The sequence below is a fragment of the Streptomyces sp. NPDC097595 genome (assembly GCF_044761525.1).
Classification (GTDB): domain Bacteria; phylum Actinomycetota; class Actinomycetes; order Streptomycetales; family Streptomycetaceae; genus Streptomyces; species Streptomyces drozdowiczii_A.
Map to the genome: position 1 here is coordinate 164,223 of NZ_JBIWCN010000014.1, position 12,923 is coordinate 177,145.

Annotated in this window: 15 protein-coding genes; 7 read left to right on the forward strand and 8 right to left on the reverse strand. The window is 69.5% G+C overall.

The genetic code is table 11. From position 1 onward, the window contains the following. Positions 1 to 46 precede the first annotated feature (46 nt). From ACIQZN_RS22345 to ACIQZN_RS22355, 3 genes are all read right to left on the reverse strand, one after another. Positions 47 to 532: an ATP-binding protein gene (locus ACIQZN_RS22345; RefSeq protein ID WP_403996540.1), complete on the reverse strand. Its 486-nt coding sequence runs from the start codon at positions 530 to 532 to the stop codon at positions 47 to 49. A gap of 111 nt (positions 533 to 643) precedes the next feature. After that, positions 644 to 1,060, reverse strand: a complete 417-nt coding sequence (locus tag ACIQZN_RS22350) for an ATP-binding protein (RefSeq protein WP_403996542.1) — start codon at positions 1,058 to 1,060, stop codon at positions 644 to 646. 25 nt (positions 1,061 to 1,085) lie between these two features. Then, on the reverse strand, positions 1,086 to 1,952 hold the full coding sequence (locus ACIQZN_RS22355) for a helix-turn-helix domain-containing protein (RefSeq protein WP_403996545.1): 867 nt from the start codon (positions 1,950 to 1,952) through the stop codon (positions 1,086 to 1,088). A gap of 70 nt (positions 1,953 to 2,022) precedes the next feature. Between ACIQZN_RS22355 and ACIQZN_RS22360 the strand changes: the two genes are divergently transcribed. Together ACIQZN_RS22360 and ACIQZN_RS22365 are read left to right on the forward strand one after the other, a co-directional pair. Continuing rightward, positions 2,023 to 2,841 (forward strand): phytanoyl-CoA dioxygenase family protein, encoded by an 819-nt coding sequence (locus ACIQZN_RS22360; RefSeq protein WP_403996547.1) that lies wholly within the window; start codon positions 2,023 to 2,025, stop codon positions 2,839 to 2,841. Beyond that, positions 2,838 to 3,146, forward strand: coding sequence for a hypothetical protein (locus ACIQZN_RS22365; protein ID WP_403996550.1), 309 nt, complete (start codon positions 2,838 to 2,840; stop codon positions 3,144 to 3,146). The genes ACIQZN_RS22360 and ACIQZN_RS22365 overlap by 4 nt, the downstream gene beginning before the upstream one ends. 224 nt (positions 3,147 to 3,370) lie before the next feature. On the opposite strand, the gene ACIQZN_RS22370 is transcribed toward ACIQZN_RS22365, so the two are convergent. After that, complete coding sequence (locus ACIQZN_RS22370) at positions 3,371 to 3,736, reverse strand: YybH family protein (RefSeq protein ID WP_403996553.1); 366 nt, start codon at positions 3,734 to 3,736, stop codon at positions 3,371 to 3,373. Positions 3,737 to 3,834: 98 nt separating this feature from the next. On the opposite strand from ACIQZN_RS22370, the gene ACIQZN_RS22375 reads away from it, so the two are divergent. Both ACIQZN_RS22375 and ACIQZN_RS22380 read left to right on the forward strand, forming a co-directional pair. Then, positions 3,835 to 4,728 carry a LysR family transcriptional regulator gene (locus ACIQZN_RS22375; RefSeq protein WP_403996556.1) on the forward strand — a complete coding sequence of 298 codons (894 nt, stop codon included), beginning with the start codon at positions 3,835 to 3,837 and terminating at the stop codon, positions 4,726 to 4,728. A 258-nt stretch (positions 4,729 to 4,986) separates the two neighbouring features. Continuing rightward, positions 4,987 to 5,295: a hypothetical protein gene (locus ACIQZN_RS22380; RefSeq protein WP_403996559.1), complete on the forward strand. Its 309-nt coding sequence runs from the start codon at positions 4,987 to 4,989 to the stop codon at positions 5,293 to 5,295. A gap of 27 nt (positions 5,296 to 5,322) precedes the next feature. Here the strand turns inward: ACIQZN_RS22380 and ACIQZN_RS22385 are convergent, their stop codons facing one another. From ACIQZN_RS22385 to ACIQZN_RS22395, 3 genes are all read right to left on the reverse strand, one after another. Further along, positions 5,323 to 6,168 carry a helix-turn-helix transcriptional regulator gene (locus tag ACIQZN_RS22385; RefSeq protein WP_403996561.1) on the reverse strand — a complete coding sequence of 282 codons (846 nt, stop codon included), beginning with the start codon at positions 6,166 to 6,168 and terminating at the stop codon, positions 5,323 to 5,325. Between the two features lie 82 nt (positions 6,169 to 6,250). Then, positions 6,251 to 7,006 carry an SDR family NAD(P)-dependent oxidoreductase gene (locus ACIQZN_RS22390; RefSeq protein ID WP_403996564.1) on the reverse strand — a complete coding sequence of 252 codons (756 nt, stop codon included), beginning with the start codon at positions 7,004 to 7,006 and terminating at the stop codon, positions 6,251 to 6,253. A 196-nt stretch (positions 7,007 to 7,202) separates the two neighbouring features. Continuing rightward, complete coding sequence (locus tag ACIQZN_RS22395; RefSeq protein WP_403996567.1) at positions 7,203 to 7,799, reverse strand: TetR/AcrR family transcriptional regulator; 597 nt, start codon at positions 7,797 to 7,799, stop codon at positions 7,203 to 7,205. Positions 7,800 to 7,886: 87 nt separating this feature from the next. Between ACIQZN_RS22395 and ACIQZN_RS22400 the strand changes: the two genes are divergently transcribed. The 3 genes from ACIQZN_RS22400 to ACIQZN_RS22410 all read left to right on the forward strand — a co-directional run bounded on the left by ACIQZN_RS22400 (position 7,887) and on the right by ACIQZN_RS22410 (position 11,787). Next, positions 7,887 to 8,759, forward strand: coding sequence for an NAD(P)H-binding protein (locus ACIQZN_RS22400; protein ID WP_403996570.1), 873 nt, complete (start codon positions 7,887 to 7,889; stop codon positions 8,757 to 8,759). 306 nt (positions 8,760 to 9,065) lie between these two features. Continuing rightward, a complete protein-coding gene (locus tag ACIQZN_RS22405) occupies positions 9,066 to 10,883 on the forward strand; it encodes a hypothetical protein (protein WP_403996573.1) in 1,818 nt (605 codons plus the stop codon). A 10-nt stretch (positions 10,884 to 10,893) separates the two neighbouring features. Then, positions 10,894 to 11,787 (forward strand): hypothetical protein, encoded by an 894-nt coding sequence (locus ACIQZN_RS22410; RefSeq protein ID WP_403996576.1) that lies wholly within the window; start codon positions 10,894 to 10,896, stop codon positions 11,785 to 11,787. Between the two features lie 398 nt (positions 11,788 to 12,185). Here ACIQZN_RS22410 and ACIQZN_RS22415 read toward each other — a convergent pair whose 3' ends face one another. Then, a complete protein-coding gene (locus ACIQZN_RS22415; RefSeq protein WP_403996579.1) occupies positions 12,186 to 12,710 on the reverse strand; it encodes a hypothetical protein in 525 nt (174 codons plus the stop codon). Between the last annotated feature and the right edge of the window lie 213 nt (positions 12,711 to 12,923).

Consider the following 12,923-nt stretch of genomic DNA (forward strand, 5'->3'; position numbering starts at 1 on the left):
GGAGGACTTGTACGGCGACCCGCGCGCCCCGCGGGGCGTTGAGCCGTCACCAGGCCGTGTGCCCGGAGGAACCCCGGTCGGCGCTGTCGGCGAGAGAAAGCCGGACGATCAGTCGTTTCCCGAGCGGCTCCCTGCGGACCTCGAAGCTCTGGCAGACCATGAGCACCACCTCCAGGCCGTGCCGGCCGACGCGGGTCGGGTCGGCCGGTGAAGCGGCGGGGAGCACGGCGCCGGTGTCCCACATGCTGATGCCGAGCACGGCACCGTCGGATTCCAGGTCGAGCAGGCACGGCCCGGGGGCGTACTTGCACACGTTGGTCGCCAGTTCACTCACGACGAGCTGTGCGACATCCACCGCCCGGTCGGACGCGGCCCACCCGCGCAGTGCCTGGGCCTCGGAGAGGAAGTCGCGCACGAACTCTCGGGTCCGGGCGATCTCACCGGAAGCCATCTCGTACGCGGCGCTCCGGCGCAGGGTGCATTCCCCGCCGAACGCCTGGTCGACACTGTCGCAAAGCTGCTGCTGTCCCATGGGTCCCCCGTGCGGCACACTGATTTTCCCTGCCCTCAGCCCGCTACCCCGGCATACGTTTTTCACGCCACCCCCGTTGCGTGATCGGCACCACGGCCGAAGGCGAACCGGTCAATCGTCCCGGCTCGCCAGGGGCGGGCGGAAACAGGCGATCACCATCTTGCCGTCGGCGCACGGGTGGGCCTCCCAGTCGTCGGCCAGGGCGTCGACGAGGAACATACCCCGCCCGCCCGGCCTGTCGGGGCTCGGTGGTCGCGGTGTGGGCAGCGTGGTCGACGAGTCGTGGACGGCGACGTGCAGACAGTGCTCGTCCCAGGTCATCACCAACTGCGCACTGCTGTCGGCGTGCACGTGGGCGTTGGTGACCAGCTCCGAGACGGTCAGCAGCACATCGTCGACCACCTCCGAGGCGTCGCCGGCCCACGGCAGCGTCATCAGGTGGTCACGCGCCCATTCCCGCGCTTTCCTCACTTCGCTGTGGAGAGGCAGCGACCGCGCCCAGCCCACCGCGCGCAGTGATTCCCCCATGATGTTCCCTTCATCGATCCGGTGGTTACGACTCGCGTGTACCCCCGGCCGAAGCGCTGACGCGACACGGCCCCTCGACCGGCTCGGACCGGCGCGCGGGTCGCGATTCCTGCGCCGACTGCCTCACCGCCCGTGGCGCCGCGCCCAGTTCCTTCCGGCAGGTCTTGTTGAACGCCTGGAGATCCGGGATGCCGACGGTCGCGGCGATCGCCGGGATGGCGAGCGTCGAGGCGGTCAGGAGGTGCTGGGCACGCGCCATGCGACGGTGCCGGATATAGCCGACGACCGTGAGCCCCGTGTCCTGCCGGAACAGCCGCGTCAGATGGGTGTGGGAGACCCCGGCGACACGCGCGATGTCCGGGACGCCCAAGGGCTCGGCGAGATGCTCCTCGATGTGCGCCATGGCCGCCCGCAGGACGGAACGCTTCGGCCCTTCCCGGTTCGCGGACGCATCGACCAAGCCGGTGGTGTGCCACAGCAGCGTCCAGAGTTCCGCCGCTGCCCGCGCCGACGAGGACTGCGTGCAGGCCGCGACGGTCTGCCGCAGCAGGCCGCTGAGAAGCGCGGCGTCCGCGCCGGTGTCCTGCATCGCCGGAACGTGCCGCCGCTCACCACGGCCCGGCAGCATGAAGTGGGCGTAGAGGTGCCGGCAGGGCGTGGTGTCGTAGTGGAAGTGCACCTCGGTGTCGGGCGGTACGAGGCTCACGTATCCCGGACGGATCGGATGCCGGAAGCCGCCGTACTCCAAGACGCCGGAGTAGGCGTACAGATGCACCTGCCACAGCTGCGGCAGCCGGAACACATCGTGCGGACCGCCGTACCCGTGCACACCCACGCCCGCACTGTGCACTCGCGGAGGAAGGTCGAGGGCCAACTCGACAAGGTGTTCCATGGTGGAAAATTACCAGTAGCTGATGGATACAGCCCACGACTGCGGCGCCATCGCTTCGTACGGTCGTCGCATGGCAACCACACGAAACCTACTGAGCACGGTCCAGGTGGCACGGTTCGTGGCCCAAGGCTTCCTGCGCCTCGACGGCATCGTGCCTCGGGAACTCAACGAGGAGGCACCCGACGTCTTCGCGGCGGGGCTGCCCACGGTGCCGTACGGGACCCCTGTCCAAAAGGCTTTCCCCGAGGGGTCGTTCGCGCGACGACTCCTGGAACTGCCCGAAGTCGCAGGTGCGGTGCAGAGCCTCGTGGGGTCGGACCCGACCGTCGACCACCACCACGTGCACACGCGCGAACCGCACGAGGGGAGCGCACAGCCACTGCATGCCGACGCCCTCATCGACCTGCGGACCGACGCCTTCGACGTACAGCTCATGTATTACCCGCAGGCCGTGACCGCGGACATGGGCGGCACACTCATCGTCCCGGGCAGTCATCTGCGCCGGACGAACGAGTCCGACACCGGCCGCTACCAGAACCTGCGCGGCCAGACCCGGCTGACCTGCCCGGCCGGCACGGTCGTCCTGCTGCATCACGGCATCTGGCACGGTGGCCGGCGCAACGACAGCGACCGCGTGCGCCACATGTACAAGATCCGTTTCAACCCGACCGAGCCGCAGGTAAACCTGTGGGACACGAAGGACATCCACGACCCGGCCGTGGCCGAAGAGTTGAGGCGGACCTTCCCCTGGTACGAACCGGCTGCGGGCAGGCTGGAAGTCCACAACCGGATCAAGCTGTGGCGCCGCCTGTCCGACGATCCGGACTTCGACATCGACTACTGGGCCACTCGCATCACCAACAGACCCGTGCAGAGGAGAAGCGCGTGAGCAGTTCCACCACCGTGCGACAGCAGGTCCTGTTCCTGTACCTGAGTACGTCGGCCCTCGACTCCGTGGTCGTGGGCTGGGCCCGGTACGACGGCACCGGTGCGAGCCGGCCCACGACCGGCGACAGCGACGAACCGCCCTACGAGACGGGCGTCGCCGCGCTGGAGGACGGCTGGCGTCTCATCCAGGCCGCTCAGCTCATCCCGCCCTACCCCGGAGGGGAGTACGAGACGTCGTTCCTGAAGCACGAGTTCCTCTTCGAGAAGCTCGTGCGGTGCGAACCGGACACGACGGCCTCCCTCTAGGGCCTGTCCGGTGGATCTTCGCGGGCCCGCGACGCCTGGCACGCACTCTCGCCGCACGCCCGAATCACCCAAGTACGTCCAGTACGAGGGTGATCCGGGCGCACGCCGAGAAGTGGGGTCTCCCCTGTTCGAGCGAAGCCGAGAACTTGGGGATGCACCAGACGCCGCGGGCTGATCCACGAAGATCCGCTGGACAGGCCCTAGCACTCGGCCGGGGAGCGCGCTCAGCGCGTCGGCGGAGCGAACTCGGGCTGGTCGAGCAGCCGCAGCCAGCTCCCGTCGGACTGGCGCCTGACGACCTGCGCCCGCGCCCCGGCCCCGTCCTCGGGCGGGGTCGAGGTGAGGGCGATGTCACCGCTGACCAGCGTCGGCAGCGGCTGCTCCGGTTCGAAGCGGGGACGGTTGGCCAGCACCTTCTCCCAGAGGGCACGGATCGCATCGCGCCCGACCGTCTGCGCACCGGGCGGGTAGGCCATCACCGCGTCCTCTTCGTACAGCGCGGCGACCCCCGCCGCGTCACCGGCATTGGACCGCTCGACGAACAGGCGGGTGATGTCCTCGGGCCGCATGGCCTTCTCGTACTCGGGCATGGGTTCCTCCTCGCATGGGGTACCGGCACTTCCCAGCGTGATCGGCCGCCGATCAGAAGTCCAACACATGGTTCTTCTACGAACTAGAATGTGCAGGCATGGAGCTGAGGCAGCTGGAGTACTTCGTCGCAGTCGCCGAAGAGCGGAATTTCACCCGCGCGGCCGAGCGGGTGCACATCAGCCAGTCCGGCGTCAGCGCCCAGATCCGCCGGCTCGAACGAGAACTCGGAGCCGAGCTGTTCGACCGGACGGCCCGCACCGTCACCCTCACCGTCGCGGGGAAGGCCGCGCTCGAACACGCCCGCGCCGCCCTCGCCTCAGCAGGAGCGGTCGGCCAGTCGGTCGACGAGGTGACCGACCTGATACGGGGCCGCCTCACCGTCGGCATGGTCGTCGGCTGCACCCTCACCCCGCTCTTCGAAGCCCTCGCCGCCTTCCACGACGCGCATCCCGGCGTGGAGCTCGCGCTGCTGGAAGACAACTCCGACCGGCTCACCGAAGGGGTCCGAACCGGCGCCCTCGACCTGGCGCTCGTCGGGACGGCGACAGCCGCCCCCGAAGGGCTGCACGCGCTGACGGTCATCAGCGAACGGCTCGTCGCGGCAGTCCCGGCCGGGCACCCCCTGGCCGAACAGCGGCGGGTCGTCCTGAGGGACCTGGTCGCCCATCCCATCGTGTGCATGCCACCCGGCACCGGCCTGCGTGCCGTGCTCGACCAGGCTTGCGCCGCACAGCACCTCCACCCCTCGATCGCGATGCAGGCCGGCGCCGCGGACGCCATCGCGGACCTGGCCGCGCGCGGCCTCGGCGTGGCCGTCCTCAGCGACTCGATGGCCGCGTCCCACCGCGACCGCCTCATGGCCCGCACGATCGACGACGTCGAGACTCCGGCCCTCCTCGCCCTGATCTGGAAGAGCACACACAACCCCGCGGTACGCAAACTGCTCGCGCACAGCCGACAAGCCTTCACGGATTCCGGCGGTATGGAATAGCGGAGAATCAGAGGGCTACGACTGGGTACCCGATCCGTGCAGCCGCTCGCATACAGCAGAGGACGGAATCATCATGGCGTCAGAAGAAGGTCAACAGGCTCAACAACGATTCTGTAAGGCGTGCGGTACGCCCGCCGGCGACGGGAAGCTGTGCGAGAACTGCGGCGCCGTGCTGGGACTGCCCGACACGGTGGGTTTGGTGGATGACGAGGCAGCAGTGGCACGGCGCGTCTTCGAGGAAAGGGACCGGTAGTCGCAATGACCAATTTCGTCATCACCGTGCCCGGCACATTCGGCATCGAAATCACTGACTCCACAAGGTCCGCCCTGGAGAGCGCACTGGCTTCGCAGCACACGGATGTGAGCGAGAGCGAAGGCTTGGACCTGCTCACGCTCAACGAGGACGGCACCTTCTCCGTCCGTCTGGAAGTGGAAGCCCGGGATCGATACGAGGCCGAACTGAATGCCAGCAGGATTCTTTCCGCAGCCTTGAAAAAGGCAGGAATCAAAGAATCCGACGCCCCTCTCGGCCCGCCCGCCGTGACCGGAATCGACAGCGACCTCTGAGCCAGGGGTGAAGGCCGGCCAGGACCGTCAGGTGCCCGCCGTCCGAGCTCCCAGCACCGGCAGCAGCCGCAGCTTCTCGTCGTCCGCCGAACCCGGGGTGGCGGTGTACACCAGCAGCGTCTGGTTCTGTTCCGGGTCCAGCAGGACCTGGCACTGGAGGGTGAGGACGCCCAGTTCGGGGTGGCGTACCAGCTTGGGGTCCACACGCGGTACGTCGATCTCGTGGGCGCTCCACAGGTCGGCGAACTCCGGGCTGCGCTCCAGCAGGAGGTCGCGCAGGTGCTCCGCGCGGCCGCCCGCCCCCTGCCGCGAGTAGGCGGCGCGCAGGCCGGAGGTGAAGAAGCGGCTGTGCAGCGGGTGGTCCTCCTCCGGGTACAGCAGCCGGGCGCCGGGATCGGTGAACCAGCGGTAGGTGAGGCTGCGTTCGGGTCCGGTGAATCGTGTCTGGTCGCCGAGGAGCGCGGTGGCCGCCGGTGTCTGGGCGAGGGTCTCCGCCACATCGCTGACGACCTGAGCCGGGGTGTCGTCCAGCCGCCCGAGGATGCGCATCAGACCGGGCGTGATGTGGTCGGAGCGCAGGTTTCCGGGCCGGGAGGGGGTGTTGTGTCCGGCGATTCGGAACAGGTGGTCGCGCTCGGCGAGGGAGAGGCGCAGACCGCGGGCGATGGCGGCGAGCATCGGCTCCGAGGGCTGCGGCCCGCGCTGCTGCTCCAGCCGGCTGTAGTAGTCGGTCGACATCCCGCTCAGCGCCGCGGCCTCCTCCCGGCGCAGGCCCCGGGTGCGGCGGCGCGGCCCCCGGGGGAGTCCCACGTCCTCCGGTTGCAGGGCTTCGCGCCGGGTGCGCAGGAAGTCCGCGAGTTGAGCTCGATCCACGGTTCAGTCTCCCTCGTGGCCCCGGTGGCTGACATCCGGGGCATGGTGGTGGAGGTGTACGGGCCCGGGCGGGCCGGGGCCTTCAGAGCAGCATGCCGCCCGACGCCTCGATGCGCTGCCCGGTGATCCAGGTGGTGCCCTCGGCCAGCAGCGCCGCAGCGGCGGCCCCGATGTCGTCGGGCTCGCCGGGGCGGCCCATCGCGGTGACACCGCTCAGCATGGAGCGCATGCCCTCGTCGTCGCGGACCCCGCCGCCGCCGAAATCGGTGCCGGTGGCGCCCGGTGCGAGGGCGTTGACCGCGATGCCGCGCGGCCCCAGCTCCTTGGCGAGGTAGCGGGTGAGCACCTCCACGGCTCCCTTGGCAGCGGCGTACGCGGCGGTCGGTGCGGCGATGAAGCGGGTCAGGCCGGTGGAGACGTTGAGGATGCGGCCACCGTCCTTGATCAGGGGCAGCAGGGCCTGGGTGAGGAAGAAGACGCCCTTGACGTGGACGTCCATCAGCCCGTCGAACTGCTCCTCGGTGGTCTCCTCGAACGGCGCGTGCACTCCGTGGCCGGCGTTGTTGACGAGGATGTCGAGGTCGTCGCGGCCCCACTCCCGGGCCAGGGCCTCACGCACCTGCGCGACGAAGGCGGGGATCTCGGCGGTGTCCCCGGTGTCCAGCCGCAGGGCGACCGCCGTACGGCCCAGCTTCCTGGCCGCCTCCACGACGGCCTCGGCCTCGTCGGCGTGCGAGCGGTAGGTGAGGATCAGGTCGGTGCCGGCCTCGGCGAGGTGCAGGGCGGTGCTGCGGCCGAGGCCCCGGTTGGCGCCGGTGATCAGGGCGATGCGGGCCATGGTGGCTCCGTTCGGGTCGAGGTGCGGACGGACCGGCCGGTCCGCCGCCTGCCCTTCAACGATCGCGCGGCCCGAAGGCCGGATGAAGGCCGCGGTTATCCAGGGACCGGCGATCCCTGCTTCAGCCCCACCGGGAGCCACGTGGTCGTGCCCGCCCCCGGGCCGCAGAGTCGTCTTCGACCGGGAGCGTGGCCTGTCAGGGCAGTTGACCGAAGGCATGGTCGGCATCGGCCACGGCTTCGGGGTGGACGTCGCGGGCCGTTCGGCCGTCGGCGATCTTCTGCCAGTTGGCCCGGGCGAGGACTCGTTGGACCGCACCTACCTGGGCGGCCAGCAGCCGTGCCTGGATCCCTTCGCCGAGGGCGTCCGCCAAGGCTTCCTCGTCCTCCAGCTGGTACCGCGAGAGCCGTCCCGCCAGGCTCGGCGTGGTGAACACCAGCCGATGGAACGCCACCACCTCGGGGTGATCGCTCAGGCCGGTGACGGGGTCGTGCCGATCGAGGCCGGCCCGGAAGTGCCGGTGCAGCGCCGGCACCGGCCTGATGCCGGACCCGCGGTCACGCACGACGCGGGCCGCCTCGCCCTGGTGGTCCGCGAACCGGTGCAGCACCAGGTCTTCCTTGGTGGGGAAGTAGCGGAAGAGCGTCGGCTTGGAGATCTCGGCCGCCGCGGCGATGTCGTTGACCGAGACGCGGTCGAAGCCGCGTTCCAGGAACAGCGAGACGGCCGCGTCGCCGATGGCGTCACGCGTCCGCTCCTTCTTGCGGGCCCGCAGCCCCGTCGACTCGCTCATGTGACCAGCGTAATGCTTGTTACTCGGTTGTGTTTTTAACCGGGTTACGATTTCATTGGCGGCATGAACCAGACAGACATTCCTCCCGTGCTCGTCACCGGCGCGACGGGCCGGGTCGGCCGCGTCGTCATCAGTGAGCTTCTCGACGCGGGCGTGCCGGTCCGAGCCCTCATCCGGCGCCCTGAGGCGGCGGCGACGTTGCCGCCGGAGGTCGAGGTCTTCGCCGGTGACCTCACTGTGCCCGAGTCGCTCGACCCTGCGTTGCAGGGCGTGGATACGGTCTTCCTCGTCTGGACCGCCCCGTCCCGGACCGCGGAGGCAGTCGTCGGGCGACTGGCCGCACACGTGCGGCGCGTCGTCTTTCTCTCCTCCCCGCATCAGACGCCACACCCCCTCTTCCAGCAGCCCAATCCCATGGCGGTGCTGCACGCCGACATCGAGCGGCTCATCGCGGCCACCGGACTTGAGCGGACGATCCTCCGGCCGGGAATGTTCGCGTCGAACGCGCTGGCCTGGTGGGCGCCCGCGATCCGGGCCGGCCGGCTCGTCCGGTGGCCCTACGGCGCTGCCGAGTCGGCACCGGTCGACGACCGCGACATCGCAGCCGTCGCGGCGCGGACGCTCCATCAGGATGGTCACGTCGGAGGCGACTACGTGCTCACGGGCCCCGAATCGTTGACCCAAGCCGCGCAGCTGGGCGTCATCGGTGACGCCCTGGGCCGCCGGATCGCGTTCGAGGAGATGACACCGGACGAGTTCCGAAGCCTCTGCGAGGGTACGGTGCCCAACTCGGCCGTCGACATGCTGCTCGCCGCGTGGAGCGCGGCGGTCGGGCAACCCGCGTACATCACCACGGCGGTGGCCGACATCCTCGGGAGGCCGCCGCGAACACTGCGTCAGTGGACAGCCGACCACGCCACGGAGTTCACGGAGGCCCCGCCCGAGCGCATGGGCCCGTGAGGCTCATGGCTGCAACCAGCCAGTCATATCAGGGCAGTTGACTGCCGTGCCGAGGCGGACCGCCCCCGCGCCGACACGCAGGGGCTGCTGCCCCGTGACGGAGTTGCCGGGTGCACGGAACGGCGCGATGCTGGTGGCAAAGGCCATTTCGAGAACCCCGCAACGCGCGGTCGAAGGCCCGGTGAGTCGCAGGGATTGCGCACCGCGCCGACGGCCGGGCCTACCCGTTGCGGATCTCTTCCGGTGGGCACCGACACCCAAGAACCGGTGGGTCATCACCGACACCCAAAAAAAGGGGTGTGCGTCATGATCGACGCCCGAACCCATGTCGTCGCCCTGTCGCAGCAGCTGGACACCCTCGCCGCCGCCACCGTCGACCCGGCCCTCGACGCGGCGCGCACCCAGCTCGCGGACGACTGCGCGAACCACCCCGCACACGCGAGACTCGGCGCCCTGCTCGACCACGTCCTCGCCCACGCCGCATCCGACGGCACGGAGGCCGACCTGCTTGAGGAAGCGGCGAAGATGTGGACGGACGGCCTCGCCCTCTACGCCGAGATCGGCAGAATCCGAGGCGAGATCGAGACGGCCCTGTCCGACCCGTCCAGCCCGGAAGCGGCGTCGAGGTTCTGCGAGGCCACCCTGAGCCTGCGCCGCGCCACGAGCGACGCGAAGGGCACGTTCCTCAGGATGGACGGCCTCGGCAAACGGCTGCGGACCATGGCCCACATCCCGCGCCACCCGCGCCAGCAGGACGAACCGGTGGCCCAGTGGGGATGGGGAGACGTGTTCCTCGCACGCAGGACCGACGCGCTCGTACGTACCGCATTCGGCGAAGCCGGGACGGGCGAGACCCGCGCCCTGGCCTTCGGCATCCTGTCCGGCTACTCGGCGAACGCCACCGGCTCGGTCTACCTCACGCAGGTCGTCGGCGGACCGCGCCGCTCCCACCGGCTCCGGGACCGCATAGCCCGTAACTCCGTCGGATCGTGGTGCGGCGAACGGTACCCGGACGTACGGAGCTGCCGCGGGATCGCGGACTCCCTGCGCTTCGACAACGCACCGGAGGCGACCCTGCCGGGCGAGACGGCCGACTTCCTCAGAAGGACGATCGAGGAGACGTACGACCTGTCGCGGCTGAGCCCGGTGCCCGATCTGGCCCTGGGCTACAAACGCCTGATCCGACAGCTCGAACTCCTCGACACCTTCGTCCAGCCGCCCGCGCCGGCCCTGCCCCCGGCCTCGTTCATCACGAAGATCTTCGCCGACCCCGCACACCCACCGCAGCCGGCCGTCACCCCGGAAACGGCCACACCCCCGTACGCCCACGGGCCCGGGGTGAAACCGACCACCTACCACGGATACGGCGGCGGGCAGGTGGGGCCGCCGACGGCGACGGACAGCACCGCCGACAGCGAGAGCGCCTGCGGCAGCTTCTGCCTGGCCGTGCTGGCCTTCCTCTGCTTCGCCGTACTGCTCGGAGGCCCGTGCTGGGAGGAGTGGGGCGAGGAGAAGAGCTGCACCTTCTGGGACAAACACGTGGCGGAGAACTGGCGGAACGCGTTCACCGTCGACCTCAGCCAGGCCGAGAAGGACGCACTGGCCTCGCAGAGCCAACCCCTCACCGGCAGCGGCTTCGCGGCGGCCGCCAGAGTCCCCCAACTCGAAGAACTCGTATCCCAGTTGTACGACCTGCACGTACGCCTGTGGGAGGCCCTGGGCAAGGCCGGCGCCTTCCTGTCCGGCTGCGGCCTCATCTACCCGGAGGGGCGGCTGGGCTTCCCGCTCTACCGCCAGTTCCTCGCCGTACCGAACGACACCATGCAGCCGCACCGCCCCGAGACGGACGACGTCCGCACGTTCTACCGGTATCCACGGACCGAGATGGAGAACCCGGTCGACTACACCAAGACCGTTCCCGTGGGAGCAGACCCGGGCATCGTCCTCACCGCCACCGGCCCCGACTGCGTACGCAGGTGGCAGGACGTCGCCCGAGGCACCCCCGGCGACAGCAACCTCGACCTCGACGCGGACCGGGGCACCGCACACCCGTGCTGGTCCACCAGCGGCTCGATCGACGACGACCCCGTGGGCGTCGACATCCTCGCCTACCAGGACCTGTGAGGACTCAGTCATGGACACCGATCGAGGCCAGAAGCAGCAGCCGCACGAGGGGGGCAACGACCGGCCTTACCTCTACATTTACAGCTACCCGCCGCCCGAGGTGCCCGACGTGGGGGAGGACGACGGCGAGCGGCCCGTGCCCAACGGCGTCTGCTGGTACCTCTGTTCGGGGATCCAGCCGCTGACGGCGTTCCAGCCCGGACAGGACCTGACCGCCCAGGTGGCCATCGGCAACTGGCAGGGCGGGAACAGCCCCTCGATGGCGTACGTCGGCCTGTGGTGGTCCAAGCCGGTGAGCGGGCCCGTCATCCCCGACCCGTCGAAGTTCATCGGGTTCGCGCCGGTCGCGGTGCCCCCGCACGGCGGGCGGGCCGAGACCACCCCCCTCACCGCACGGATCCCGGCGAGTTCGGGCAACCACATCTGCCTCCTGGCCAAGGTCTGGCACCCGCTGGACAACGTGGCCGCCGGAGGGCTCGCGGACCCCGTCAACGACCGCCACTGGGCCCAGCACAACCTGGCCGTCCTGCCGGCCGCTCCCGCCGCGCCGGAGCCCTTCGCGTTCCTCGCGACGAACCCGACGGACGACGAAGTCACGTATCAGATCGGCGTCCGCCCGATGCCCCAGGAACTGTGGGGCAACATCCCCAACGACGAGCGCCTGCGCCCGGTCAACGCCTCGGCCTGGCTGTCCCTGAAGGACACCACCACCGGGGGAGAGGCCCAGGGGCAGAACGAACTGACCCACACGCTCACGCTGAACCCGATGGAGCAGCGCGACATGGAACTGCTGCTCGTCGTCACCGACGAGGTGGGCAGCGAAGCCTTCGCACCCTTCCAGATCGCCCAGTACCGCAATGAGCGGCCGGTCGGCGGCATAGCCGTGATCGTACGAGGCAACTGAGCGCATCGAACTCGACCGCCACCCCTGCGGGTCCTCCACCGTTTCGGCCGCCGGGCCCGCCGGGCCCGCCGCGCTCAGGACGCGGAATCGGTGGACCTGTCCCGGGCCGCGTCGGCGCCCCAACTGGCTAGGAGGCGTAGTCACGAGATCAGTGGCTTCCTCGACAGCGACGCCGACGGTGGGTATTACGGTGACGGTCTCATGGTCAGTGGCAGCCGGAAACATCCACCTCTCTACTCATTCGTCGGCGACCCCGACGAATGCGAGGTCACCACGTTCACTCGCGAGAGCTGAAACTCATCTGTGACGGCATCCATCCCGATGTGCTGACGGGACCCATGTGTCCCGCACGGCCCACGGTGTGGCTGGGGGAGCCGTCGTCACCGGTGTCGGTTCTCTTAGTTGGAGGAGGTGCTGCTCTCGGCTGCCTGGGCCTTTTTGACGCAGGCATCGTTGAAGGCGCTGAGACTCAGCGTTCGGCTGAGAGAGGACCCGCGGTAGTCCATGACCACGGTCCAGCCGCGCTTCTTGAACACCGCCTGCACCACGTCGACTGTGCCGTGCGGCGCCTTTCGATCGTTGGGCTTCTTGGCCTGTGTCCACCCACGGGCGGTCAACGCGGCCGCCAAGGCGTTGGTCTGATCCACATTCACGGCTTTGTCGAATCCCTTGTACTCGACAAAGCACGCGGCCATGGGGTTGTCGGACGTCTCCGCTCTTGACGCCACTTCTGGATCGTTCTGCGGCGCCCCGACATCCCTGGTGATGCCGTCGAGCACCAGGCGCATCTTGGCCTTGGTGATCGGGCCGGAGTCTTCCGGCCTCGGTGTCACCGGGGTGAAGGCAGCTGTGGACGTCCTGTCCCCCTCCCGATCGGAACTGTCGCCCCCGCAGCCGGCCACTCCGATCGCCACTGCAGTCATACAGGCGACGGCCCACCCCACCCTGCTCACACGCATCCCCTTCAGCGCACGAGAGACGAACACCCCCGTGATCAGGGAAGGAGTGTGACACGGGGTGCCGACGGTCCGTGAAGCAGGTGCGTCTCGCTTACGTGGGTGTGTGGCCGAGTCCCTGACGGCAGGAGTCCCATCTTGGTGATCAAGCCATTGAGGCGCCCGCGGAAGGGCCGGGGA

Excerpts from the sequence above, each read along its gene's own strand:
- ACIQZN_RS22345 (WP_403996540.1), bottom strand. The coding sequence starts at position 532 with ATGGGACAGCAGCAGCTTTGCGACAGTGTCGACCAGGCGTTCGGCGGG.
- ACIQZN_RS22350 (WP_403996542.1), bottom strand. The coding sequence starts at position 1,060 with ATGGGGGAATCACTGCGCGCGGTGGGCTGGGCGCGGTCGCTGCCTCTC.
- ACIQZN_RS22355 (WP_403996545.1), bottom strand. The coding sequence starts at position 1,952 with ATGGAACACCTTGTCGAGTTGGCCCTCGACCTTCCTCCGCGAGTGCAC.
- ACIQZN_RS22360 (WP_403996547.1), top strand. The coding sequence starts at position 2,023 with ATGGCAACCACACGAAACCTACTGAGCACGGTCCAGGTGGCACGGTTC.
- ACIQZN_RS22370 (WP_403996553.1), bottom strand. The coding sequence starts at position 3,736 with ATGCCCGAGTACGAGAAGGCCATGCGGCCCGAGGACATCACCCGCCTG.
- ACIQZN_RS22375 (WP_403996556.1), top strand. The coding sequence starts at position 3,835 with ATGGAGCTGAGGCAGCTGGAGTACTTCGTCGCAGTCGCCGAAGAGCGG.
- ACIQZN_RS22380 (WP_403996559.1), top strand. The coding sequence starts at position 4,987 with ATGACCAATTTCGTCATCACCGTGCCCGGCACATTCGGCATCGAAATC.
- ACIQZN_RS22390 (WP_403996564.1), bottom strand. The coding sequence starts at position 7,006 with ATGGCCCGCATCGCCCTGATCACCGGCGCCAACCGGGGCCTCGGCCGC.
- ACIQZN_RS22395 (WP_403996567.1), bottom strand. The coding sequence starts at position 7,799 with ATGAGCGAGTCGACGGGGCTGCGGGCCCGCAAGAAGGAGCGGACGCGT.
- ACIQZN_RS22405 (WP_403996573.1), top strand. The coding sequence starts at position 9,066 with ATGATCGACGCCCGAACCCATGTCGTCGCCCTGTCGCAGCAGCTGGAC.
- ACIQZN_RS22410 (WP_403996576.1), top strand. The coding sequence starts at position 10,894 with ATGGACACCGATCGAGGCCAGAAGCAGCAGCCGCACGAGGGGGGCAAC.
- ACIQZN_RS22415 (WP_403996579.1), bottom strand. The coding sequence starts at position 12,710 with ATGACTGCAGTGGCGATCGGAGTGGCCGGCTGCGGGGGCGACAGTTCC.